General features: G+C 39.5%; 23 protein-coding genes. 19 read left to right on the forward strand and 4 right to left on the reverse strand.

Translation table 11 applies throughout. From position 1 onward, the window contains the following. The 18 genes from dapB (at nt 1) to AC4CS8_RS04570 (ending at nt 18,182) form a co-directional block, all read left to right on the forward strand. Nucleotides 1-768: a 4-hydroxy-tetrahydrodipicolinate reductase gene (dapB, locus tag AC4CS8_RS04485; protein WP_493893738.1), complete on the forward strand. Its 768-nt coding sequence runs from the start codon at nt 1-3 to the stop codon at nt 766-768. Next, complete coding sequence (locus tag AC4CS8_RS04490; protein WP_493893739.1) at nt 765-1,976, forward strand: CCA tRNA nucleotidyltransferase; 1,212 nt, start codon at nt 765-767, stop codon at nt 1,974-1,976. Before dapB ends, AC4CS8_RS04490 begins: the two co-directional genes overlap by 4 nt. Next, nucleotides 1,969-3,837, forward strand: coding sequence for an ABC-F family ATP-binding cassette domain-containing protein (locus AC4CS8_RS04495; RefSeq protein WP_493893740.1), 1,869 nt, complete (start codon nt 1,969-1,971; stop codon nt 3,835-3,837). Before AC4CS8_RS04490 ends, AC4CS8_RS04495 begins: the two co-directional genes overlap by 8 nt. Beyond that, nucleotides 3,838-4,173 carry a hypothetical protein gene (locus tag AC4CS8_RS04500; protein WP_493893741.1) on the forward strand — a complete coding sequence of 112 codons (336 nt, stop codon included), beginning with the start codon at nt 3,838-3,840 and terminating at the stop codon, nt 4,171-4,173. Between the two features lie 91 nt (nt 4,174-4,264). Further along, nucleotides 4,265-5,224, forward strand: coding sequence for an ROK family glucokinase (locus tag AC4CS8_RS04505; protein WP_493893742.1), 960 nt, complete (start codon nt 4,265-4,267; stop codon nt 5,222-5,224). Between the two features lie 181 nt (nt 5,225-5,405). Continuing rightward, nucleotides 5,406-7,172, forward strand: a complete 1,767-nt coding sequence (locus AC4CS8_RS04510; RefSeq protein WP_493893743.1) for an LPXTG cell wall anchor domain-containing protein — start codon at nt 5,406-5,408, stop codon at nt 7,170-7,172. 129 nt (nt 7,173-7,301) lie between these two features. Beyond that, nucleotides 7,302-8,696, forward strand: coding sequence for a glycosyltransferase (locus tag AC4CS8_RS04515; RefSeq protein ID WP_493893744.1), 1,395 nt, complete (start codon nt 7,302-7,304; stop codon nt 8,694-8,696). Between the two features lie 265 nt (nt 8,697-8,961). Then, entirely contained in the window at nt 8,962-9,366 is a 405-nt protein-coding gene (gene spxA / locus AC4CS8_RS04520) for a transcriptional regulator SpxA (protein ID WP_493893745.1), read from the forward strand. Between the two features lie 5 nt (nt 9,367-9,371). Continuing rightward, the gene (locus AC4CS8_RS04525) at nt 9,372-9,650 is read left to right on the forward strand and encodes a UPF0223 family protein (RefSeq protein ID WP_493893746.1); all 279 of its coding nucleotides are present in this window, start codon (nt 9,372-9,374) and stop codon (nt 9,648-9,650) included. Beyond that, nucleotides 9,640-10,398: an inositol monophosphatase family protein gene (locus AC4CS8_RS04530; protein ID WP_493893747.1), complete on the forward strand. Its 759-nt coding sequence runs from the start codon at nt 9,640-9,642 to the stop codon at nt 10,396-10,398. The genes AC4CS8_RS04525 and AC4CS8_RS04530 overlap by 11 nt, the downstream gene beginning before the upstream one ends. Continuing rightward, nucleotides 10,398-11,702, forward strand: a complete 1,305-nt coding sequence (locus tag AC4CS8_RS04535; RefSeq protein ID WP_493893870.1) for an RsmB/NOP family class I SAM-dependent RNA methyltransferase — start codon at nt 10,398-10,400, stop codon at nt 11,700-11,702. Before AC4CS8_RS04530 ends, AC4CS8_RS04535 begins: the two co-directional genes overlap by 1 nt. A gap of 135 nt (nt 11,703-11,837) precedes the next feature. Beyond that, nucleotides 11,838-12,707, forward strand: a complete 870-nt coding sequence (locus tag AC4CS8_RS04540) for a phosphate ABC transporter substrate-binding protein PstS family protein (RefSeq protein WP_493893748.1) — start codon at nt 11,838-11,840, stop codon at nt 12,705-12,707. Nucleotides 12,708-12,709: 2 nt separating this feature from the next. Then, a complete protein-coding gene (pstC, locus tag AC4CS8_RS04545) occupies nt 12,710-13,627 on the forward strand; it encodes a phosphate ABC transporter permease subunit PstC (RefSeq protein WP_493893749.1) in 918 nt (305 codons plus the stop codon). Further along, nucleotides 13,617-14,501: a phosphate ABC transporter permease PstA gene (pstA, locus tag AC4CS8_RS04550; RefSeq protein ID WP_493893750.1), complete on the forward strand. Its 885-nt coding sequence runs from the start codon at nt 13,617-13,619 to the stop codon at nt 14,499-14,501. The genes pstC and pstA overlap by 11 nt, the downstream gene beginning before the upstream one ends. A gap of 25 nt (nt 14,502-14,526) precedes the next feature. Continuing rightward, entirely contained in the window at nt 14,527-15,330 is an 804-nt protein-coding gene (pstB, locus tag AC4CS8_RS04555) for a phosphate ABC transporter ATP-binding protein PstB (protein WP_493893751.1), read from the forward strand. A gap of 11 nt (nt 15,331-15,341) precedes the next feature. After that, nucleotides 15,342-16,100 (forward strand): phosphate ABC transporter ATP-binding protein PstB, encoded by a 759-nt coding sequence (pstB, locus tag AC4CS8_RS04560; RefSeq protein WP_493893752.1) that lies wholly within the window; start codon nt 15,342-15,344, stop codon nt 16,098-16,100. A 27-nt stretch (nt 16,101-16,127) separates the two neighbouring features. Beyond that, a complete protein-coding gene (phoU, locus tag AC4CS8_RS04565) occupies nt 16,128-16,784 on the forward strand; it encodes a phosphate signaling complex protein PhoU (RefSeq protein WP_493893753.1) in 657 nt (218 codons plus the stop codon). A 117-nt stretch (nt 16,785-16,901) separates the two neighbouring features. Continuing rightward, entirely contained in the window at nt 16,902-18,182 is a 1,281-nt protein-coding gene (locus tag AC4CS8_RS04570) for an O-acetylhomoserine aminocarboxypropyltransferase/cysteine synthase family protein (RefSeq protein ID WP_493893754.1), read from the forward strand. A gap of 51 nt (nt 18,183-18,233) precedes the next feature. On the opposite strand, the gene AC4CS8_RS04575 is transcribed toward AC4CS8_RS04570, so the two are convergent. After that, entirely contained in the window at nt 18,234-19,766 is a 1,533-nt protein-coding gene (locus AC4CS8_RS04575) for an ATP-binding cassette domain-containing protein (protein ID WP_493893755.1), read from the reverse strand. Between the two features lie 299 nt (nt 19,767-20,065). Here AC4CS8_RS04575 and AC4CS8_RS04580 point away from each other — a divergent pair, with 299 nt between their 5' ends. Further along, a complete protein-coding gene (locus AC4CS8_RS04580) occupies nt 20,066-20,563 on the forward strand; it encodes a GNAT family N-acetyltransferase (protein ID WP_493893756.1) in 498 nt (165 codons plus the stop codon). 179 nt (nt 20,564-20,742) lie between these two features. Here AC4CS8_RS04580 and AC4CS8_RS04585 read toward each other — a convergent pair whose 3' ends face one another. The 3 genes from AC4CS8_RS04585 to AC4CS8_RS04595 all read right to left on the reverse strand — a co-directional run bounded on the left by AC4CS8_RS04585 (nt 20,743) and on the right by AC4CS8_RS04595 (nt 24,353). After that, on the reverse strand, nt 20,743-21,276 hold the full coding sequence (locus AC4CS8_RS04585; RefSeq protein ID WP_493893757.1) for an NAD(P)H-binding protein: 534 nt from the start codon (nt 21,274-21,276) through the stop codon (nt 20,743-20,745). 141 nt (nt 21,277-21,417) lie between these two features. Then, on the reverse strand, nt 21,418-22,158 hold the full coding sequence (locus AC4CS8_RS04590; protein WP_493893758.1) for an amino acid ABC transporter ATP-binding protein: 741 nt from the start codon (nt 22,156-22,158) through the stop codon (nt 21,418-21,420). Beyond that, nucleotides 22,158-24,353, reverse strand: a complete 2,196-nt coding sequence (locus AC4CS8_RS04595; protein ID WP_493893759.1) for an ABC transporter substrate-binding protein/permease — start codon at nt 24,351-24,353, stop codon at nt 22,158-22,160. Before AC4CS8_RS04595 ends, AC4CS8_RS04590 begins: the two co-directional genes overlap by 1 nt. Nucleotides 24,354-24,462 lie beyond the last annotated feature (109 nt).

Genomic DNA, 24,462 nt, shown 5'->3' on the forward strand with positions numbered 1-24,462 from the left:
ATGACAATTAAGGTTATTATTGCAGGATTCAAAGGAAAAATGGGTTCAACAGCTGTTGAGATGGTCAAGGGAGATACAGAACTTAGTCTGGCTGCCTTGGTCGATCCATTTGCGACAGAGACAGAAGTAGATGGTGTGCCTGTTTTCAAGACAAAAGAAGAAGTGGCTGGTCTAGAGGCCCATGTCTGGGTTGACTTCACAACACCTAAATTTGCTTATGAAAACACTCGCTTTGCCTTGGAAAACGGATTTTCCCCTGTAGTTGGAACAACTGGTTTCACACCCGAAGAAATTGATGAATTAACTGCCTTGTCTGCTGAAAAAGGACTAGGTGGCTTGATTGCTCCTAACTTTGCCATTGGTGCAATCTTGCTTATGCAATTTGCGGTGCAGGCAGCCAAGTATTTCCCAAATCTTGAAATTATTGAACTGCACCACGATAAGAAGAAAGATGCTCCGAGTGGAACTGCTGTGAAAACAGCAGAACTCATTTCACAAGTTCGTCAGTCACAGGTTCAAGGCGCAGCAGATGAGGAAGAATTGATTGCTGGTGCTCGTGGTGCAGAGTTTGACGGTTTCCGTATTCACTCTGTACGCTTGCCAGGTCTTGTTGCGCACCAAGAGGTTATCTTTGGAGCACAGGGTGAAGGCTTGACCATTCGTCATGACTCTTACGATCGTATTTCCTTTATGGGTGGTGTCAATCTCGGCATTAAAGAGGTGGTCAAGCGCTCACAACTCGTTTATGGTTTGGAACACTTATTATGAAATTAAACAATCTGCCTTCTGAGTTTCAGGAGGCTTTGCCGATTTTAGAGAAAATTAAAGCAGCTGGCTTCGAGGCTTATTTTGTTGGTGGCTCCGTACGGGATGCTATTTTGGGCAGAACTATTCATGATGTTGACATTGCCACATCTAGCTACCCCCAAGAAACCAAGCAGATTTTCCCGCGGACCATTGATGTGGGGATTGAGCATGGGACGGTCTTGGTCTTAGAAGGCAGCAAAGAGTATGAAATCACGACCTTTCGGACAGAGGAGGAGTATGTGGACTTCCGCAGGCCTAGTCTGGTTTCTTTCGTGCGCTCTTTAGAAGAAGATCTCAAGCGTCGAGACTTTACGGTCAATGCTTTCGCCCTAAATGAAGACGCTCAGATTGTTGACCTCTTTGATGGACTGACCGACTTAGACAAGCGTACTCTACGTGCAGTAGGTATTCCTTCCGAGCGATTCAACGAAGATGCCCTCCGTATCATGCGTGGATTTCGCTTCGCAGCAACATTAGACTTTGAGATTGAGCCACAGACATTTGCAGCCATGGTCGAAACTGCGCCACTCTTAGAAAAAATCTCTGTGGAGCGTAGTTTTATCGAGTTTGATAAACTATTGATGGCTGATTTTTGGCGAAAAGGCTTGCGTGCTATGATTGATTCCAGGGCCTACAATTTCTTGCCTGATTTAGCTGGAAAGGGTGAAGAACTGGAAGTCATGCTAACAAGTTTGGAGGAGAATTTCCAATTTTCAACTTCAGAACAAGCTTGGTCCATGCTCTTTGTCTGCCTAGACATCAATAATATCAAGTCCTTCTTGAAAAAATGGAAAACCAGCAATGATTTTCAACGCATAGTGGTTAAGCTGGTTGAAATCTATCAAATCCGTCAGTCAGGTCCTGTCACTAAACAAATCTGTTTCAAGTATGGCAAAGACCTTTTGAACTTGGTAGAAGAACTCCGTCAAGCACAAGGACTGGAAACGAATTTTGAAGCAATCGAAGAGGTGGATAATTCCCTGACCATCCATGATAAACATGAAATTGTTGTTAATGGAGGTCATCTGATGAAGGCATTTGACTTGAAACCTGGTCCTGTTTTGGGGAAATTGCTTAAAGAAGTTGAATTTCAAATTGTCGAAGGAAATCTCCCTAATGAGAGAGAAATGATTATGATGTTTGTGAAAGGAATCTTAGACAATGAGTGATTTTATCGTTGAACACTTGACCAAGTCAGTTGGAGATAAGACGGTTTTTGCCGATTTGTCTTTCATTATTCATCAAGGGGACCGTATTGGTATCATCGGAGTGAATGGTACAGGAAAAACAACTCTTTTAGATGTCTTATCTGGTCGAATTGGTTTTGATGGGGATGTGTCGCCATTTCGAACCAAAAATGCTTATAAAATCGCCTATCTGACACAAGAACCTAATTTTGACGAAAGCAAGACAGTTTTAGACACCGTTCTCTCTTCTGACCTTCGTGAAACTCAGTTAATTCGTGAGTATGAACTGCTCTTATCTACTTATGATGAAGCTAGTCAAGCTAGGCTGGAGAAAGTCATGGCAGAGATGGACTCGCTCAACGCTTGGGAGATTGAAAGCCAGGTCAAGACTGTTTTATCCAAACTTGGTCTGACAGAGCTGAACAAAACCGTTGGAGAGTTGTCAGGTGGTCTACGCCGCCGAGTGCAACTGGCTCAGGTTTTGCTTGGTAATGATGACTTGCTACTCCTAGATGAACCAACCAACCACCTAGATATTGATACTATTGAGTGGCTGACAACTTTCTTGAAAAATACCAAAAAGTCTGTTCTCTTTATCACTCACGACCGCTATTTCTTGGATAATGTAGCGACACGGATTTTTGAACTGGATCGTGCTAGTTTGACAGAATATCAAGGCAATTATCAAGATTATGTCCGTTTAAAAGCAGAACAGGACGAGCGAGATGCGGCACTTCGTCATAAGAAAGAACAGCTTTACAAGCAAGAGTTAGCTTGGATGCGTAGGCAACCACAGGCCCGTGCCACAAAACAGCAAGCCCGCATCAATCGTTTCCATGATTTAAAAGGTGACTTGGCTCACAAGGTGGACGATAGCGAACTGGAAATCAACTTTGAAACCTCACGGATTGGTAAAAAAGTTATTAACTTTGAAAATGTCAGCTTTTCTTATCCAAATAAGCCGATTTTGTCTGATTTTAACCTGCTCATTCAGAACAAGGATCGTATCGGAATTGTCGGTGAGAATGGTAAAGGAAAATCAACTTTGCTTAATCTGATTGCTGGTGATTTACAGGCTGATAGTGGAAAGGTGGACATTGGTGAAACCATTCGTATCGGCTACTTCTCACAGACCATCAAGGGCTTAGATGAGAGCAAGAGGGTCATCAATTTCTTGCAGGAAGTGGCAGAAGAAGCTAAGACAAGCTCAGGTATGGTATCTATTGCAGAACTATTGGAACAATTCCTTTTCCCACGCAATACACATGGCACTTTGATTGAAAAGCTGTCAGGTGGAGAGAAGAAGCGACTTTACTTGCTCAAAATCCTCTTGGAACGGCCCAATGTTCTCTTATTGGACGAGCCGACCAATGACCTAGACATAGCGACTTTAACAGTTTTGGAACATTTCTTGCAGGGCTTTGCTGGACCTGTTATTACAGTCAGCCATGACCGTTATTTCTTGGATAAAGTTGCGACTAAAATCCTTGCTTTTGAGGATGGTGGTATTGAAATCTTTTTCGGAAATTATACTGATTATCTAGATGAAAAGGCCTTTCTGGCTTCTAGCTCTGCCATTTCCTTGGAAAAACCAAAGGAGAAAACCGAGAAGGTCAAAGAGAACAAGAAGCGGATGTCTTACTTTGAGAAGCAGGAGTGGGCGACCATCGAAGACGACATTGCTGGCCTTGAAGACCGGATTGCGACAATTGAAGAAGAGATGTTAACTTGTGGCAGTGATTTTACAAAATTGTCCGATTTGCAGAAGGAATTGGATGAGAAAAATGAGTTGCTCCTGGAAAAATATGAGCGGTATGAATACTTGAGTGAGTTGGAGGGCTAGATGAAAGTTCTTGTTATGGCTTACATGGTTATCTATCTTTTGGTAACTTTGGGAGCAGCCTTGTTCAGTTTTTTAAAAACGAGAAAAATGAGTGCCTTGCGCTTGATGTTAACGGTCTTATCCATGTTTTTATTGGCAGTTACTCTCTATTTTTACAGTCAGTCGTATCATGATTTGCAAATGGTAGGCTTTGCCTTGGGCTTTACCTTCACTTCCACTCTATTTCTTTATAATGGCACCAAGGAAGGTAGTAATTTTACAACAGTTATGCTCTTTTCTGTCGGACGATTTATTTTACATATTCAATTTTTAATCTTGCTCTATCTGTTCAGATAGGGCATTTTTTATACGTACAATTTTATGAAAAGGCTTTACGCAAACCTTTGCATTGTGGTATAATAAAGAAAATAGATTTGAGGAGAAGATTATGTCAAAAAAAATTATCGGTATCGACCTTGGTGGAACTTCTGTAAAATTAGCCATTTTAACAACTGAAGGTGAAATTCAAGAAAAATGGTCTATTAAAACAAATATTTTGGATGAAGGAAGCCACATTGTGCCAGATATTATCGACAGTATCAAGCATCGATTTGAAACACATGGTTTAACTAAGGAAGACTTTTTGGGTGTTGGTATGGGGTCTCCCGGTGTCGTTGATAGCGAAGCTGGTACAGTCATCGGAGCCTATAACCTCAACTGGAAGACTTTGCAATTAGTCAAAGAGCAGTTTGAGTCAGCACTTGGCTTGCCTTTCTTTATTGATAACGATGCCAACGTAGCAGCTCTTGGTGAGCAATGGGTTGGTGCTGGTAACAACAATCCAAACGTTGTCTTTATGACACTTGGTACAGGTGTTGGTGGCGGTGTTATTGCTGCTGGAAACTTGATTCGTGGTGTTAAAGGTGCTGGTGGAGAATTAGGACATATTACTGTTGATTTTGATGCACCATTTGCTTGTACTTGTGGTAAAAAAGGTTGCTTAGAAACAGTTGCCTCAGCTACAGGTATTGTCAATTTGACACGTCGCTATGCTGAAGAATACGCTGGCGATGCTAAACTCAAGCAAATGATTGATGATGGACAGGAAGTAACCGCTAAGGATGTCTTTGACTTAGCAAAAGAAGGCGATGATTTGGCTTTGATTGTCTACCGTCATTTCTCAGAATACCTAGGTGTGGCTTGTGCTAATATCGCAGCTGTCCTTAATCCTGCCTATATCGTTCTTGGTGGCGGAGTATCAGCAGCTGGTGAATTCTTGTTGGACGGTGTTCGCAAGGTCTTTGCTGAAAATAGCTTCCCACAAATTAAGGAAAGTACGCAAATTGTATTGGCGACGCGCGGTAATGATGCGGGTGTATTAGGTGCGGCGTCATTGGTTTTGAAATAATCGCTACATTAGAGAAATAGATTGAAGAATAAGTTCGTTTCGGACAATTTTCTTCAATCTTTTTTTGTTATCAAGTCTAAAATGTTGAGATTTTAATATTATTTTTATTAAAGTTATTGAATATATTATTATTTTTTGTATAATAATACTGTAATTTATATTTATTTTAGGAGAAGTTACTATGGAAAAGAAAGAGAAATATGGTTTTCGTAAACATAAGGCTGTAAAAGGTCTGGGTGTTGCACTATTAGGTACGGTAAGTGTTCTTGCTGGGCCATCATTGATTTCTGCTAATGAAGTAAGCATTTCTGAAGCAGTTCGGCCTAATCAAGTGATAGATGCAAAGGTTAGAAGAGTAAATGTCAATGATTTAACAGCGGAACAAAAGGCACGTATTAAAACAGGAAAGATTGACGAGCAGACATCTTGGGTTAATACTGAAACAGGGAATTTTGAATGGATTACTGGTTTTGTTGCTGTGTATAAATCAGCTGAGAGTAGTCAGATTGTTCCGATTGAACCAGATACACAACAACCAAATGATTCCTCGGCTTCAAAAGTAACAGTAATCCCAGCAAGATCCGTGCACTCTATTTTGCCGAAGGCAGGTTCTGCAAGCTCTAAAGCAATTATGGTTACTGGATTTGGACTGTTGACTTTTGGTGGATACTTACTATTTAAAAATCGTAAAACCGGCAAAAAAGTCGCTATTGCACTCTTAGTTGCAGGAGGTGTGGGAGTTTCTACACCAACTCTTGCTAATTCTACTACTTTCCTTGATTTAGTTGAAAACGTCACCCTGCAATTAGATTCTCGTTTCACACATACACCTGGTACTGATACTGGTTGGGAATATGTTGGATATTATGTAGAAACGGCTTCTGTACCGGTAGATAGTCCACCAAAAACTGACAATCCAACTCCTCGTACAGAAACGAATGTCACCGAAACGAAAGGTTCTGTCGTAGTTCGTTATCAAGATGATGCTGGTAACACACTAAAATCAGATTACCAATTAGTAACGGATCGGGTTGTTACTAGAACAACTGTTAATAAAACTTACTTGAATGATGTCTTAGTAGATACAGATACAAAAGTAGAAAATATAGGCGGAGTCTATAATGCTAGTGTTGTTAAGGAAGAAAAAATAACAACAGACGACGGAGTATATGTTCTTACAGGGATAAAAGGCGTTGAAATTGATTCAGTAGTTGAAGGTACTACCGAAGTCATTTATGTTTACAGTAAGCTTGAAACTTCAACCAAAGAAGTTCGAGGAACAGTGATTACTCGTTATATAAATGAAGCGACGGGTGAAGAGATTGTACCATCTACTACCATTATTGATAATCAAGTCGTTGCGACTGAAGAAGTTACTGAAATTAAAGCTGCAGATGGCACAGTTTTAGATACTCAAACTGTAACTACACCAACATATTTGCTTTATAACACAACACTTGATAAGGCAGCTAAAGATAAGACAATCGCTCAAATGCTCACTTCTCCAGTAGAATTTTTAAATACGAATACTGGCGTTACTGAACAAATTGTTAATAACACCATTACTACGGGGACACGTAAACTTGCTATCTATGTTGTCAAATCAGACTTAGCTGTGTTGGAGCAGAATAGTGATTACCAAGAACAAGCAACTGCTCGTGGATTTGATGTAGCCACAGAAGTTGAAACATTTATAGAAGACAGAACTGATATTGTTGATGGTGTTCTAATAACAAGTAAGGTTTACAAGTATACTTATACAAAAGAAATCACAGAAGAAGCACCAAAAGTTCCTTATGTCTTTAGTCATGTAGATGTCGTAGAAGTTGATTATGTAAAAGAAGGCCAGACGGTTGTTACTTATTACTATAAACCTGCTAGCCTATCGGTTACACCTACTGTTGAATATGACTCAATCGGTCTTACTCAATCGACAGTAGCGGCCTAACCTCAAAAATTAATGGTATTATTGTTACTTTAGAAGCAGTCAGTTTGTAAGCATTCAAAAGGATTTAGGATGTTCTTTCATCGCTAAATCCTTTTCGTTATTTGCTAATAAAATATTAGGAGAAAAAAGGTGACCGTTTATACATTACGCTATTGGCTAACAGATAAGTCTTTTGGCTATGAAACTTCACAAGTATTTCGACAAAATGTCCTAAATGATTTAGGAATTGAAAATAAACTTCTTGTACCCAATCCTTATTCTGCTCCTTATTGGCGTGAACAGATGCAACACATTGGTTTTAATCCTGACCAAGTTGTCATTCTTCCGCATCTCTATTCTGACATTGATGTTGAGATTTATAACTATAGTGTGGCAGAGTTCGAAGAAGATTTGCAGGCAAAAGGAATTTCTTGGGAAACAAAAAAAGAACTTGGTCCGAACGAGCTTATCTATTCCACAGATAGTGGCTATCTTAATGTGAGTTTAACACCGTCAGGATTTGTAAGGATTATTATTGAGCGCAGTCTGTCATTAGTTCATATTTCTACAACTACTGTCCATGAACGTCCGTTTTATATTAGCTATGCTGATGGTCGTTTTGAGTATCTTAACAAGTCTGGTGAAAGTATACTAAGTGGGCAGATTGGTAAAGACTTCTGCAATTACTATTGGAAAGATAGATTCCTTACTCCTGAAGATCTTTTTCTTCAATATCTTCAGAATTACCTTGATCCCGTTGAGGATATTGTTTTGAATGATCAACTTCAAGCTGCCTCTGACAAAATAAAGAAATACTGTAGTTCTGTAGGTTTGAAGTATCGAGATGTCCTTCACTACAATCATGTTGAGGCTATAAGAAGTCGTGAAACTTATACAACGGTTTTAGATAAAGAAATATATGTTGCAAGTCCTTATATTATTCCAAATTTGGCTGAAGAAGGAGTGACTGGGACCTTTTTGCCACCCACTGCAGTAAGAATTGCCCAGAGTCTACCAAAAGGATTGTCAACTAACAAGCTACTACTTGTAGGAAATTTCAGTAAAGGGAAAAGAATAGCTATGGCTGTAGAAGCTATGCGGTCTGTTCCAGAATTAGAATTGCACATTTATGGAGGTAAGTTAGATGAAATACAAGCATTCAAAGATGAAAATACTATCCCTGATAATGTCATAATAAAAGGTTTTGTTCCTAGCACAACTATTCAACGCAGTGAATATCTGGGCTATCTCTCTTGCTCAAAAACAGAAATGTTTGCGAATGCGATGGTAGAATGTCTAGGTGAGGGACTGATTCCGATACTTTCTAGAGTGGATTATGGACATAATCAAGTCTTAGAAGAGTTAGATATTTATGAACAATGTGGTTTCGATACGGTTGATGATCTTGTTAAGGTCTTAAAGTATCTTGCGAACCTGACATTAGAACAGCGACAACAATTATCTAGTCAGATACTTGATTATGCACAGAAATTTAGCTATTCAGAGGCACGTAAGCAGTATAAAGTTGCTCTGGGTTACAACTAAGATAGGAGTATCTGTCATAGCTAAATATGAAGCATATAAAATTTGAGAATGGATTGATGCAAAAAAGCGTTGAGAAGATTAGTATGGTCTTCTCTTTCATTATCCAGGAACAAGCTAAAATGAATGAGGAGACTCATTTTCACCATTCAATATAGGCTAGACTTATTTTTAGTGAGAGGGAATCTAATCGCTCCTAATTTTTCTTGTCATTTGCAATTTCTTGGTGTATAATGTAAGTAAGAAGTATTGTGGAAAGGAGCTTACTATGATTACCTTGTTTTTATCACCAAGCTGCACTAGTTGTAGAAAAGCAAGAGCTTGGCTGACCAATCATCAAGTTCCCTTTACAGAGCACAATATTATGACAAGCCCTTTAACAGCTGATGAGCTGAAGGCTATTCTAGCTTTGACAGAGAATGGAACAGATGATTTAATTTCAACACGTTCGAAAATTTTTCAAAAATTGAATATTGATGTAGATGAATTGTCTGTCTCTCAACTGATTAGCTTAATTGAAAATTATCCAAGTTTACTTCGTCGTCCAATTATTTTAGATGAAAAACGGATGCAGATTGGATTCAATGAGGATGAGATTCGTGCTTTTTTGCCGAGAGATTATCGCAAGCAAGAGTTGAAAAATGCAACATTAAGAGCAGAGATAGGACAGTAACAGATATGAACAAACAATATTCATATCCACTTGATTTTTCGTGGAGCACTGAGGAGATTTCCTCCGTGCTTTCTTTTTTGAATCAAGTGGAAGCAGCATACGAAGGTGGGACTCAGGCAACGGCAATTTTATTTGCTTACAAAGAGTTTAAAAACGTTGTCAAGAGTAAGGGGGAAGAGAGACAAATTGACAGGGAATTTGAAGCCAATTCAGGATATTCATGTTACCGTGTCATTCAACAAGCCCAGAAGCAGCAGAAGGGGGTTGTACGCCTTGGAAGCTAAGTATAGATTTGCCCAAAAGATGATTTTGGATGCAGGGGATTTTCTTCGTTTGCATCTACATGATGAACTTGATATCGAAATAAAGGGACATTTCACAGATTTGGTTACCCAATTGGATCATCAAGTTCAACATTTAATGGTCAATCAAATTCTGACTCGCTATCCCAATGATTCAATCTATAGTGAAGAAGATGAACGTCGTAGCCCCATTAAAAAAGGAAGGGTGTGGGTTATTGATCCGATTGATGGAACATCTAATTTTATTGCACAAAAAAATGACTTTGCGATATTGTTAGCTTATTTCGAAGAAGGTGTTGGACAATTTGGTTTGATTTACGATGTCATGGCAGATAAATTGTATCATGGTGGAGGAAATTTTCCAGTTTATGAGAATGATAGTCTTCTGCCGATTGTAAAAAACAAGCCACTCACTCAAAGTTTGATTGGTATTAATACAGGACTTTACGCACAGAATGTTGCAGGAGTAGCAAATTTAGCTGATCGGATGTTGGGGACGCGGTCGTATGGCAGTGCGGGGATTAGTTTTTCTCACGTTCTATCTGGACGATTGCTTATTCATGCCTCCTACCTGTTTCCTTGGGATTATGCTGCTGCAGCTATTTTAGGTGAAGCATTGGGATATCAAATCATGCGACTTGATGGTAAACCTCTTTCTTATGAGGGGAGAGAATACCTCATTATGTTGCCTAACGGACAAAAAGAAGAAATTCAAAGGTATTTAAAGTGATACAATTACCACATGATTTTATAGATAAATATAGCCAAATGCTTGGAGCGGAAGCACAAGCATTTTTTGAGAGTTTTGAAGAACCAGCTATTTCAGGTTTTCGTACTAATCCACTCAAGGAGAAACAGCAAGAGTTTGCAGATGCCATACCAGATATGCCTTGGTCTTACTATGGTAAGATTTCGGGAAAATCTCCTGAGCACGTGACTGGATTGGTTTATTCCCAAGAGCCGGCTGCACAGATAGTTGGTCAAGTCGCTGCTCCGCAAAAAAATTGGAAGGTACTGGATCTAGCTGCAGCTCCTGGCGGAAAATCGACTCATCTTCTTTCTTACTTAGACAATACAGGCATCCTGATTAGTAATGAAATTTCAACCAAACGTTCCAAGATATTGGCAGAAAATATCGAACGATTTGGTGCTAGAAATGTTATTGTAACCAATGAATCCGCAGATAGATTGGCAAGTTTTTTTCCAAGTTATTTTGACCTAATTGTACTAGATGCTCCTTGTTCTGGCGAAGGAATGTTTCGCAAAGATCCAAAAGCCATGCAATACTGGAATAAAGATTATCCTGCTCAATGTGCCAAACTGCAAAAAGAGATTTTGACATCTGCTATTGATATGCTAGTACCAGGTGGTCAGCTCGTTTATTCTACTTGTACCTGGTCACCAGAAGAAAACGAAGAAGTAGTTGCGTGGTTGTTAAAAGAGTATGATTTGGAATTGCTCGACGTTCCTAAAATTAACGGCATGGTAGAAGGGATTGACTTTCCCCAAACAGCTCGTATGTATCCGCATCTCTTTAAAGGTGAAGGACAGTTTGTTGCTAAATTTCAACTTTCTGGAGATAAGAAAATTAAGAAAATCAAGTCTGGAAAGTCTAATCTTAATCGTGAGCAAATCCAGATATGGCGGGAGTTTGCAGAGCAGAATCTAGCTGCTAATCTAGATGGACTCTTACAAGTTTTTGGAGACAATCTTTACCTCTTGCCAGAAGGTTTGCCAGATCTTTCTAAGATTAGAATTGCTCGTAATGGTTTGCACCTTGGAATTTTCAAGAAAAAGCGGTTTGAACCAAGCTTTGCTCTTGGACTTGCCTTAACCAGCAAGGAAGTGAGAAAACGAGTGGACATCTCCGTAGAAGATTTCGATCTCTATGTGGCGGGACATACAGTTTCAGTTCCTACGGATTTGCCCAATGGTTGGTATCAAATTGCTGTAAAAGGCAATGGTTTGGGCTTTGGAAAAATAGTTGCTGGAACCCTTAAAAATAGCTTTCCAAAGGGACTACGAATTTCTTGAAAAATCAACAAAAATATTTTGCAGTTTGGAAAGTTATATGATATAGTGGATTAGTGGAAAATTCTTGTAAACACGATGTAAAACACCAAGAAAATCAAGGACATTTCCATTGAAAAATGTAAAGGAAATACACAAATGAAAATAAAGCATAAGCTTGGAATGGCTGTCGGATTACTGGTGGCTAGTCTGTCTCTTTCTGCTTGCTCATCTTGGATTGACCGAGGAGAATCTATTACCGCAGTTGGCTCGACTGCTTTACAACCTCTAGTCGAAGCAGCCGCAGATGAGTTTGGTTCAACCAATCTAGGTAAATCGGTGAATGTCCAAGGTGGTGGATCAGGTACGGGGCTTTCTCAGGTGCAATCAGGTGCGGTACAGATTGGTAACTCGGATGTATTTGCTGAGGAGAAAGAAGGTATTGATGCGACTGCTTTAGTAGACCATCAAGTTGCCGTTGCAGGTCTTGCTGTTATTGTCAATGAAGAAGTGACAGTTGACGATTTGACAACAGAAGAACTCCGTAAAATTTTCACTGGTGAAATCACCAACTGGAAAGAATTAGGAGGAAAGGATCTGGAAATCTCAATCATCAACCGTGCAGCAAGTTCTGGATCACGCGCGACTTTTGATAACGTCATTATGGACGGAGAGACTGCGATTCAAAGTCAAGAGCAGGATTCCAATGGTATGGTTAAGTCTATCGTAGGTCAAACACCAGGAGCAATTTCTTATCTTTCATTTGCCTATCTTGACGATAGTGTTAAAACCATCAAATTGAATGGTTTTGAACCTACTGCAGAGAATGTCACGACAAATGATTGGCCAATTTGGTCTTATGAACATATGTACACCAAAGGAGAGCCGACAGATTTGACCAAGGAATTCCTTGAGTATATGATGTCAGATGAAGTGCAGTATGGTATTGTCGAAAGCATGGGCTACATCTCTATCCATGACATGAAGGTAGAGAAGTCAGTTGATGGAACTGTAACGGTTAAGGAGTAAACATGAACAAGCAACAACTTGCAAAAGAATTGAGTTCACCTTCTAAAAACTCACGACTTGAGCGGTTTGGTAAGGTGATTACCTTCCTTTGCCTCTCGCTGATTGTTTTCATTGTGGCAATGATTTTAATCTTCGTTGCCCAGCGTGGTCTGTCCACTTTCTTTGTAGATGGTGTTAGTTTCACAGACTTCTTATTTGGTAGCAAATGGGAACCAAGTTCAAAAATATTTGGGGCTTTGCCAATGATTTCTGGTTCCTTCATCGTAACGATTTTATCAGCTCTGGTAGCGACTCCGATTGCGATTGGTGCAGCGGTCTTTATGACTGAAATTTCGCCAAAACGAGGAGCAAAAATCTTGCAACCTGTCATCGAATTATTGGTCGGTATTCCATCAGTTGTGTATGGTTTCATCGGTTTGCAAGTCGTTGTACCATTTGTCCGCTCAATTTTTGGCGGTACAGGTTTTGGTATCTTGTCAGGTGTTTTTGTTCTCTTTGTTATGATTTTGCCAACGGTGACTTTTATGACTGTAGATAGCTTGCGAGCTGTTCCACGTCATTACCGTGAAGCAAGTCTGGCTATGGGAGCAACTCGCTGGCAGACTATCTGGCGTGTTATTCTGAATGCTGCTAAGCCAGGTATTTTCACAGCAGTTATCTTTGGTATGGCTCGTGCCTTTGGTGAGGCTTTAGCTATTCAGATGGTTGTGGGGAACTCAGCGGTTATTCCGACTTCACTGACAACACCTGCAGCTACTTTGACATCTGTTTTGACCATGGGTATCGGTAACACAGTTATGGGTACTGTTCAAAACAACGTTCTCTGGTCTCTTGCCCTTGTACTTTTGGTCATGAGTCTAGTCTTCAACTTAGTTATGAAATTTATTACAAGAGAGGGTAAGAAAAACTATGCACGCTAAAAAAATGGACAAGCTTGCGACGGGGATTCTTTACTCCATTGCAACAGTTATCGTCGTTATCTTGACTGCTCTTATTCTCTACATTTTACTTAGGGGTATCCCTCATTTAAGTTGGAATTTCTTGACAGGCAAGTCTTCATCTTATAAAGCTGGTGGTGGTATTGGTATTCAGCTCTATAACTCATTTTTCCTTTTGGTAGTTACGCTGTTCATATCAGTACCACTTTCAACAGGAGCTGGTATCTATTTAGCAGAGTACGCTAAAAAAGGTCCTTTAACGAATTTTATTCGTACCTGTATTGAGATCTTATCATCGCTCCCTTCGGTGGTCGTTGGTTTGTTTGGTTACTTGATTTTCGTAGTACAATTCGAATATGGTTTCTCTATTCTATCAGGTGCTTTGGCCCTGACAGTCTTCAATTTGCCGCAGATGACGCGTAATGTCGAGGATAGCTTGCGTCACGTTCACCATACACAACGCGAGGCTGGTCTTGCCCTCGGATTGTCACGCTGGGAAACAGTTATCCACGTAGTTATCCCGGAAGCTCTCCCAGGTATTGTAACAGGTATTGTTTTGGCATCAGGACGTATCTTTGGTGAAGCTGCTGCCCTTATCTATACTGCGGGTCAATCAGCTCCAGCACTCGATTGGTCTAACTGGAATCCGCTCAGCGTTACCAGCCCAATTTCTATCTTCCGTCAATCAGAAACCTTGGCTGTACACATTTGGAAGGTTAATAGTGAGGGTACAATTCCAGATGGAACAGAAGTAGCAGCAGGAAGTGCAGCTATTCTCCTCATCTTCATCTTGATTTTTAACCTTTCTGCCCGTTACATCGGTAAGAAACTACATTCAAAAATGACCTCAGCCTAAGAAGTCAATGCTATAAGGAGAAACAATGGCAGAATATAACTGGAATGAACGCCATATCATTACTTTTCCAGAAGAAAAAATTGCCCTTTCAACCAAAGATTTGCACGTTTACTACGGTAAAAATGAAGCAATCAAGGGCATTGATATGCAGTTTGAAAAAAATAAAATTACAGCCCTCATCGGTCCTTCTGGCTGCGGAAAGTCAACCTACCTTCGTAGTCTGAACCGTATGAATGACACCATCGATATTGCTAAGGTGACAGGGCAGATTCTCTATGAGGGAATTGACGTTAACCGCCCAGATATGAACGTTTATGAAATTCGTAAGCACATTGGCATGGTTTTCCAACGCCCAAACCCATTTGCCAAATCGATCTATAACAATATCACTTTCGCACATGAACGTGCAGGTGTAAAAGACAAGAAAGTTTTGGATGAGATTGTTGAAACCTCACTCAAGCAGGCAGCACTTTGGGATCAGGTGAAAGACGATTTACATAAGTCAGCCTTGACATTATCAGGTGGTCAGCAACAACGTCTTTGTATCGCTCGTGCTATTTCTGTAAAACCTGAAATTTTGCTCATGGATGAACCAGCTTCAGCTTTAGATCCAATTGCAACTATGCAGTTGGAAGAAACCATGTTTGAGCTGAAGAAAAATTATACTATCATCATCGTGACACACAATATGCAACAAGCAGCTCGTGCTAGCGATTACACGGCATTCTTCTACCTTGGTGACTTGATTGAATACGATAAAACCACCAACATCTTCCAGAATGCTAAGTTGAAATCCACCAACGACTACGTTTCAGGTCACTTTGGTTAGAGAGGTAAAAAATGACATCACCTATTTTGCAAGTAAAAGATTTGTCTGTTTACTATAACAAAAAGAAGGCTTTGAACAATGTTTCTATGGAATTTTATCCAAATGAAATAACAGCCCTGATTGGTCCATCAGGTTCTGGAAAATCTACTCTTTTGCGTTCTATTAACCGTATGGGAGACTTGAATCCTGAAGTAACTTTGACAGGTGCTATTGATTACAATGGTAAGAACATTTATAGTCCGCGTACTGATACAGTTGATCTTCGTAAAGAGATTGGTATGGTCTTCCAGCAACCCAATCCATTCCCAATGTCTATCTATGAAAATGTAGTGTATGGTCTGCGTATCAATGGAGTTAAGGATAAGAAAGTTCTTGATGAAGCAGTAGAAAAGTCTTTGATTGGTGCATCTATCTGGGATGAAGTGAAGGATCGTTTGCATGATTCAGCTATTGGTCTTTCAGGTGGTCAGCAACAACGTGTCTGTGTGGCCCGTGTACTAGCGACAAGTCCAAAGATTATCTTGTTAGATGAACCAACATCAGCACTTGATCCTATTTCAGCTGGTAAGATTGAAGATACATTGTATGGCTTGAAGGATAAGTATACTATGATTCTTGTAACACGTTCAATGCAACAAGCCTCTCGTATCTCAGATCGTACAGGTTTCTTCCTAGACGGAGATTTAATTGAATATAATATGACAAAAGATATGTTTTTAAATCCAGCTCATAAGGAAACTGAAGACTATATCACGGGTAAATTTGGGTAGTCCGCCCCTACAATTAAGGAGAAAAATATGTTACGCTCACAATTTGAAACAGAATTGGATAAATTGCATAATCAATTTTACGCAATGGGAAATGAAGTTTTAGCCCAGCTTAATAATGCAGTTCGCGCTTTTATTACACATGACCGTGAATTAGCTAAGGAAGTCATTGAAGCTGATAAGAAAATCAATGAATTTGAAATCAAATTAGAACAAAAATCGCTTGAAATTATCGCTTTGCAACAGCCTGTATCAACAGATTTACGTACAGTTATCACTGTTTTAAAAGCAACTAGTGATATGGAGCGCATGGGAGATCATGCAGTATCAATCGCAGAAGCTACTATTCGAATGAAGGGCGAAGTACGTATCGAAGTTGTAGAAGAAGAAATTAAGAGAATGGGGCGTGAAGCTCGTAAATTGGTAGAGGCTGCATTGGAGCTTTACTTAAACTCTAGCGATCTCGAACAAGCTTATGAAGTTGCTGCTCAAGATGAACTTATAAATGATTACTACGATAAAATTCGTGATTTAGCGACAGAAGAAATTCAAAAGAATCCAGAATCTCTTATTGCAGGTCGTGATTATTTCCAAGTCATTTCCTACTTGGAACGGATTGGAGATTATGCAAAAAATATCTGTGAATGGGTTGTTTTCCTAAAAACAGGAACGATTACTGAATTGTAATACAGTATTTTATTCAAAAGGTATAGCTGTTAGCTATGCCTTTTTGAACGAAAATTCTATTGGTCAAATTTCTGAATTTAATGTACAATACAATAAAATGCAAGAGGAGCTACTATTATGACTAGAGAATTTTCATTTGAAACCCTTCAACTCCATGCAGGACAAGAGGTTGATTCCGCTTCAAAATCACGTGCTGTACCTATCTATCAAACCACTTCCTATGTTTTTGAGGATGCTCAAGAAGCGGAAGATTTATTTGCATTACGTAAATCAGGAAATATCTATACCCGTATTACCAATCCTACGGTTGCTACTTTTGAGAATCGCCTAGCAGCTTTAGAAGGAGGAATCGGTGCTTTAGCGACTTCTTCAGGGATGGCTGCTATCACCTATACTGTTCTAGCATTGGCACATGCTGGAGATCACATTGTGGCTGCAACGACACTCTATGGGGGCACATTTAATCTCTTCAAAGAAACGCTTCCTCGTTACGGTATTACAACAAGCTTTGTAGATATTGATGATTTTGAAGCGGTAGAAGCTGCTATTCAAGACAATACAAAACTTGTGTTTATTGAAACCTTGGGTAACCCTGTCATCAACATTCCTGATCTTGAAAAATTAGCAGATATTGCTCACAAGCACCAAATTCCACTCGTTTCAGATAATACTTTTGCGACACCTTATTTGATTAATGTATTCTCACACGGTGTTGATATAGCAGTTCATTCAGCAACCAAGTTTATTGGTGGACACGGGACGACAATCGGTGGTGTGATTGTCGATAGTGGTAAATTTGACTGGGCAGCCTCTGGTAAGTTTCCGCAATTTGTTGAAGAAGACCCAAGTTACCACAATATTAGTTATACTCGTGATGTTGGTGCAGCTGCCTTTATTATTGCGGTCCGTGTTCAATTGCTTCGCGATACCGGTGCAGCCCTTTCTCCGTTCAATGCTTTCTTACTTTTACAAGGATTAGAAACCTTATCCCTTCGTGTAGAGCGACATGTGTCCAATGCTGAACAGATTGTTGATTTCTTGCTCAACCATCCTAAAGTTGAGTCAGTCAACTATCCATCGCTTCCGGATAGTCCATACAAAGCCTTGGCAGATAAATATTTACCTAAAGGTGTTGGATCCATCTTCTCTTTCCAAGTAAAAGGCGGAGCAGAAGAAGCTCGTAAGGTTATTGATAGTTTGGAAATCTTTTCTAATTTAGCGAACGTTGCTGATGCCAAATCGTTGGTAGTACATCCAGCAACGACAACACATGCGCAATTAGCACCAGAAGATCAACTTGCAGCAGGCGTGACACCAAATCAAATTCGTTTATCTGTTGGCCTTGAAAATGTCAATGACTTAATTGAGGATTTACAGCTTGCTCTTGATAAGTTGTAACATTATTTACTATATAAGAAAAGGGATTTGGCATGTGCCAAATCCCTTTTCTTATATCTGTTCTAGTTCTTCAAGTCCGTTCTCAGTTAAACGGTAAATTCTTTGGCAAACTTCTTTTAAAAATCGTCTATCATGTGATACGCAGACCAGTCCTCCAGTATAGTTAGCAAATAGTTGGCGAATATAAGGCTGGGAAGTAGGTGAGAAGTTTCGACTTGGCTCATCTAATAACAAGAAATTAGCTTGCTCAAGTACCATTTTCAATAAGAGTAATTTGGCTTTCTGTCCGCCTGATAGCTCACTAATCCTGTGATGAACTTCTTGGCGTGTAAATTGCAGGCTGGCTAGGTGTGTTAAGATGACTTGTTCTTTTTCACGACCACCATCTTCTAATAAAAATTCAAGTGGTGTGCTATCGCCATCAAGGATTTCTGAATAATGCTGGGGCATGTAGCCTAAGTTTATATCTATTCGTTGTCCGAGTTTTTGAGCAATCACCTTTAGAAAACTGGATTTCCCCACTCCATTTGGACCAATGATACCAATTTTATCTTGTCCTTTTAGGCTAAAGTTGATTCCTTTTACTAATTGTCGTCCGTCAACATTCAACTGAAAATTCTCTAATTGTAGCACTTGTTTTCTAGCTGGTAGGGGTGAAATATCTGAGAAGAAGAGGGAGATGGCATCTTCATGGAAAGGGATTTGAGTGAGATTATCCTTCATTTTTTCATAGCGTTTTTCACGAGATAGGACATTCTTCATTTTCTTTGCAATAAGCCTTCCCATCGTAGCATCATGTGTGTTGAGCAAGGTGTGACGAACCTGCGATTTTTGACGTAGGTGTTTATTCATGACTTTGTCAAATTCCTTTTGGTCATTCCTAGCTTGTTGGACTTGCTTTTGATAGGCCTGTTGGCGTTTTTGTGCATAGTCTTGGTAGTCCAATTCTACTACCCTAGTTTGAGCAAGTGTTTTCTTTTTGACAGATTCAAGGTGAATGATTTTTGTGGCTGTTTTACTGAGAAAATCTTCGTCGTGAGAAACAAATAGAATTGTTTTAGGGATGGTAATCATGTGATTTTCGAGCCAAAGTAAGGTATCTAGATCCAGGTCGTTGGATGGTTCATCTAGAAAGATGATGTCAGATAGGCAGGCAAGAGATTTTATCAATTGAATTTTCAATTTTTCTCCGCCTGACAGGCTTCTGATAACTTGTTGGCTGGCAAAACGGTCGCTATTAAATTGAAGCTGGTCAGCATAGAGGTAGAGTAGGCCATAATCTATATCGCTATCTATATCTCCAAAGAAGTAGTCGTTCAAAGTCTGCTCTGCTATTTCCATAGAAAGACTTTGGGGAATGTAGACTGGTGAATGGAAGTGCCGCTGAATACTGCCTGATAGGAGTAGGTAATCCGTAACGAGAGAAGTATCCATCAAAGCTTGTAAGAGACTGGATTTACCGTTTCCTTCTTCGCCGATGATTGCGATTTTGTCGCCAGGATTGACGATAAGGTTTAAGTCGTAGACTAGATTTCTTAGGTCTTTTTGATGGTCAAGGGTGAGGTGATGGGTCGTTAGTAGCATAAGGCCTCCTTTATGAGAAAAAACACACTACCTATTTAGTAGTGTGTCGAAGTCTGCTCAAAAAGACCCTATTCAAGAAATAGAGGGAACAGAAAAATGGACGCAAGAAAACTACTAAATAAGTATAGAACTTAAATTGAGTTTACTTGTTACTGTCCATTTCTCCTTACCTCGCATGCTTTATTTGCTTTAGTATAGCACATTGATAAAATCTTGTCAATCAGCATGCTATAACATTTGTTGATATTGATAGAGCTGTATGTTAAAATGAACTTAATGTTAATGAGAGAGGATCCGAAATGGCAATTACTGGAATTGAGCAAGCAGATATTTTAGAAATAGACAAACAGGTTCGTCTACGTCGGTATGATGGCCAGCATGATTTTGCTTTTGAATGGCACCAGAATGAAGAATTGGTTTGGTTAATCGATGGAGATAGGAAACTTTATACTCTAGACCTACTCAATCGTATGTATGACTATCTATCAAGTAATGGAGAGTGTTATTTCATTGAAGTTTTTGAAGATGGAGAGTTTCGACCAATCGGTGATGTGACACTTTTCAAGGATGATTTTGCTATTGCGATTGGAGATAAACGATATTGGCATAAGGGAATTGGTTTTAAGGTATTAAACACCATGATAAAGCGAGCCAACGAAATAGGCTTCAAAGAAATTCTTGTCGAAGAAATCTATGATTGGAATATAGGTTCTCGAAAATTATTTGAAAAATGTGGCTTTGAAGCAGTAGATAAGACTGACAAAGGTTGGAGCTATAAGAGAAAACTAACCAATTAGTCATTGAAAGTATATTTCTAGAAAGTAGAAAGCAGAGAACAGAGGGAAGATCTCTGTTCTCTGCTTTTCGTTGCGGTTTACAACATATCTCCGTTTTCAAAGACTATCTGATTTGTAGCACCGGAGACAATAGTTACGATTGTTTGTGCGACTTTTTCAACGGCAATTGGTTGACTGCGTCATGTCGGACTAGTTGGGCTTAGTTTGGTAAGAATAGCCTGAGCTCGCTCTGTCGTCCCTTCTTTTCCGTGACCATACATCATACTTGGTCGAACAATGCTAGTTTTGAATGCTTGTTTCAACAAATATTCCTCAGCAGCCTTTTTCGCTTTACGATACCCGTCAGACGTAGCAGTACCGTGTAAATCTGTTGAAACGTAGATGTAGTGGTAATCTGGTTTATCTACCATGGGAGAAGCAATAGCCTTTGCGGCACCCGTGATGACTTTTTCAAAAGTCAGTCCTTTTTCAGGATTTTCTTGCACCATGCCAATCAAATTTATGACAATGAAATTTTCTTTTAATAAATTTTTCCAGTCCTCTACTTGATAGACATCGGATGTTACCCATGTTACATCTGGCCGAAATTTTTCTGTATTGGATGGGTTTAAGGATCGTGTGACAGCAGTTAAATGGTATCCTTTTTTGATTAATTCTTCCATAACTACTTGACCTAGAAAACCACTTGCTCCAAATAATAATACATTTGTCATTTTGCTTCCTCCTTTTATCACTATATAGTAATTATATACTTTAATATTAGGATTGTCTTGTATTTTGTCGGAAAACAGATATGAGTTGATAAAAAAAGTACCTGGCAAGAATGGATTTGCTAGGTACTTTGTGATTGATAGTTACACGTTCAAGACTTTATCAAGGAAGTCTTTGAGACGTGGATGTTGTGGATTATCAAAGATTTGTTCTGGCGTTCCATCTTCAAGGAATTCTCCACCATCTGTAAAGATAACACGGTTGGCAACTTTACGAGCAAATCCCATTTCGTGTGTGACGATTAACATGGTCATACCTTGCTCAGCCAAGTCTTTCATAACGTTGAGTACATCTCCGACCATTTCAGGGTCAAGAGCAGAGGTTGGTTCATCAAAAAGCATGATGTCTGGATTCATAGCAAGAGCACGAGCGATAGCTACACGTTGCTTCTGACCACCAGAGAGGCTGTCAGGCATAGCATCACGTTTATCTGCCAAACCAACTTTTTCTAATAATTCCATACCAACTTTTTCAGCTTCGGCCTTATCTAATAGTTTATGTTCAATAGGAGCAAAGGTGATGTTGTCAAGAACAGTCATGTGCGGGAAAAGGTTGAAGTGTTGGAATACCATACCGACATTGGCACGAAAGGCGTCAACGTCGGTTTTAGGATCTGTCAAATCATATCCATCCACGGTTACTTGACCGCTTGTAATGGTTTCAAGCAAGTTCATTGTACGTAGGAAAGTTGATTTACCAGAACCGGAAGGACCAATAATACATACAACATCACCTTCATAGAACTTGGTAGTGATACCTTTTAAGACTTCGTTTTTTCCATAAGACTTGTGTAAGTCATGGACATTAATTTTTAATTGAGCCATTATTTGCCTCCTTTCTCAAGTTTGCGAGCCAAACGTGTCAAGAGAGTGATAACTATCAAGTAGATGATGGCAAGGATTGCGTACATGCGGAATGATTGATAGTTACGAGCGATAATGATTTTACCAGCTTGGAAGAGTTCAACCAAACCAATTGCTGAGATGATAGTCGTATCTTTCAATGTGATAACGAACTGGTTGATGAAGTTTGGCAACATGATTTTACCAGCTTGAGGTAAGATAATCTTACGCATAGTTGTTCCGTAAGAAATACCCAAACTGCGTGATGCTTCCATCTGACCAGCTGGAACGGCCTGAATACCACCGCGAACAATCTCAGCAATATAGGCGCCTGAGTTAAGTGACAAAGCAATAGTACCAGCTACAAAATCGTTGATTGGTGACTGTTGACCTGTGATGGATTCAATCAAGTTTGGAATTCCCCAGAAGATGAAGGCTGCAACAATCATCAAAGGAATACCGCGAACCACGTCAACGAAAACGGAAGCAGTAACACGGAGTGCTTTGATTGGGCTAACTGCAAACATACCGAAGATAATACCGATAACAATTGCTATTGCAAAGGAAAGTAGGGCAAGACCAACTGTGATTCCTAAACCAGAAAGCAATTGGCCGTAGTTGTTTTTCAAAAGACCAATAATAGTTGTTTCATCTACAGTTGAAGTAGTTGAACTTGTTTCTTCGGTTGAATTGAAGTACTTGTTCAAAATCTCGTCGTACTTGCCTGATTCGACAAGTGCAGCCAAACCATTGTTGAACATCTCAATTAACTCTGGGTTTGCTCCTTTTTTAACAGCAAATCCGTACTCACCAGATTTCTCACCTGGAATTGGTGTTGCAAAGTCACGTCCTTGTTGAATTGCATAGAGAAGCACAGCTTCATCATCCATAAGGGCATCAATAGAACCTGAATTCAAGCTATCATACATACCAGAAGCTTCATCAAAAGCTTTCAATGTATAACCGTATTTATCTTTATTACTTTCTAAGAAAGTATAGGAAGCAGTACCATTCTTAGCGCCGACAGTTTTACCTTTTAAATCTTCATAAGAGGCAATGTCACTACCATTTTTCACAGCTAGTAAGATATTGGATGTGTAATAAGCATCTGAGAAATCAAAGATTTCTTTACGAGCATCTGTAATAGACATTCCTGCAATTACAGCATCTGCTTGTCCTGCTTGAACAGCATTCAATGCAGCATCGAAACCAGGATTTTGGATAGTGATAGTGAAACCTTGTTGTTCAGCGATAGCCTTAATCAATTCCATATCGATTCCGACATAGTTACCAGATTCATCTTGGTACTCGAATGGCGCAAATGAGGAATCAGCTACAATTGTGTAGCTTGATTTAATAGGTGTTGCTTTAGCGGTTGCGCTACCAGTCAAACTAAGACGAGATGAGTAATCTGTACTTTCACTACTTGAAGATGAACCCAACCATCTATTCATGATAGTCTCATAAGTACCATCCTCTTTCATTTCAGCAAGAGCCTTATTAAAATCTTCAACAAGGTATTCGTATTGGCTTCCTTTTTTTACAGAGAAACCGAATGAGCCGATCGCCTCGCCTTCGATGTCGATGCTAAGGTCTTGTCCTTGTTGAATTGCATATTGGATAACAGCTTCATCATCCATAACAGCATCGACAGCACCTGCAGAAAGACTGTTATACATCAAATCACCAGTATCGAACGTTTTAATGGTGTAACCGTACTTGTCCTTGTTTTCATCAAGGAAAGCCTGAGCGGCGGTACCGTTTTTGACACCAACAGTCTTACCTTTTAAATCCTTATAAGAAGAAATAGTATTGGCCTTTGTTGTAGCGATGACGATTTTGGTGTCAAAATAAGGGTCTGAGAAAGTAAATACCTTCTTACGTGCATCAGTAATAGTTGTACCTGCCATCAGGGCGTCAGCAGAACCTGATTGAACAGCATTGACCGCAGCGTCAAACCCAGGGAAAGTTTTGTTTACAGTCCAACCAGATCGTTTTGCAACTTCGTTGATAATATCAACATCTAATCCTTTGTATTCTTGGTCTGAGTCTTTAAACTCAAATGGTGCGTAAGAATTGTCAAATACAATATCAATTGCATCATCAGCTTTTATGCTCGTAAAAATAAAGAACACTGGCAACATACTTGCCAATAAGATGAAAAATTTTTTCTTCATTTCATAACTCCTTCTAAAAATATAATCTATAGTATATCATAATTTAAGGTATTTTGCAAAACAAACCGACTTACATGTCAGAAGATATAACATACACTGGAAATATTCT

Source organism: Streptococcus sp. NSSLK0004 (genome assembly GCF_059039125.1).

Coding starts and splice junctions, on each gene's coding strand:
- dapB (WP_493893738.1), top strand. CDS start 1: ATGACAATTAAGGTTATTATTGCAGGATTCAAAGGAAAAATGGGTTCA.
- AC4CS8_RS04490 (WP_493893739.1), top strand. CDS start 765: ATGAAATTAAACAATCTGCCTTCTGAGTTTCAGGAGGCTTTGCCGATT.
- AC4CS8_RS04495 (WP_493893740.1), top strand. CDS start 1,969: ATGAGTGATTTTATCGTTGAACACTTGACCAAGTCAGTTGGAGATAAG.
- AC4CS8_RS04500 (WP_493893741.1), top strand. CDS start 3,838: ATGAAAGTTCTTGTTATGGCTTACATGGTTATCTATCTTTTGGTAACT.
- AC4CS8_RS04505 (WP_493893742.1), top strand. CDS start 4,265: ATGTCAAAAAAAATTATCGGTATCGACCTTGGTGGAACTTCTGTAAAA.
- AC4CS8_RS04510 (WP_493893743.1), top strand. CDS start 5,406: ATGGAAAAGAAAGAGAAATATGGTTTTCGTAAACATAAGGCTGTAAAA.
- spxA (WP_493893745.1), top strand. CDS start 8,962: ATGATTACCTTGTTTTTATCACCAAGCTGCACTAGTTGTAGAAAAGCA.
- AC4CS8_RS04525 (WP_493893746.1), top strand. CDS start 9,372: ATGAACAAACAATATTCATATCCACTTGATTTTTCGTGGAGCACTGAG.
- AC4CS8_RS04540 (WP_493893748.1), top strand. CDS start 11,838: ATGAAAATAAAGCATAAGCTTGGAATGGCTGTCGGATTACTGGTGGCT.
- pstC (WP_493893749.1), top strand. CDS start 12,710: ATGAACAAGCAACAACTTGCAAAAGAATTGAGTTCACCTTCTAAAAAC.
- pstA (WP_493893750.1), top strand. CDS start 13,617: ATGCACGCTAAAAAAATGGACAAGCTTGCGACGGGGATTCTTTACTCC.
- pstB (WP_493893751.1), top strand. CDS start 14,527: ATGGCAGAATATAACTGGAATGAACGCCATATCATTACTTTTCCAGAA.
- pstB (WP_493893752.1), top strand. CDS start 15,342: ATGACATCACCTATTTTGCAAGTAAAAGATTTGTCTGTTTACTATAAC.
- phoU (WP_493893753.1), top strand. CDS start 16,128: ATGTTACGCTCACAATTTGAAACAGAATTGGATAAATTGCATAATCAA.
- AC4CS8_RS04570 (WP_493893754.1), top strand. CDS start 16,902: ATGACTAGAGAATTTTCATTTGAAACCCTTCAACTCCATGCAGGACAA.
- AC4CS8_RS04575 (WP_493893755.1), bottom strand. CDS start 19,766: ATGCTACTAACGACCCATCACCTCACCCTTGACCATCAAAAAGACCTA.
- AC4CS8_RS04580 (WP_493893756.1), top strand. CDS start 20,066: ATGGCAATTACTGGAATTGAGCAAGCAGATATTTTAGAAATAGACAAA.
- AC4CS8_RS04585 (WP_493893757.1), bottom strand. CDS start 21,276: ATGACAAATGTATTATTATTTGGAGCAAGTGGTTTTCTAGGTCAAGTA.
- AC4CS8_RS04590 (WP_493893758.1), bottom strand. CDS start 22,158: ATGGCTCAATTAAAAATTAATGTCCATGACTTACACAAGTCTTATGGA.
- AC4CS8_RS04595 (WP_493893759.1), bottom strand. CDS start 24,353: ATGAAGAAAAAATTTTTCATCTTATTGGCAAGTATGTTGCCAGTGTTC.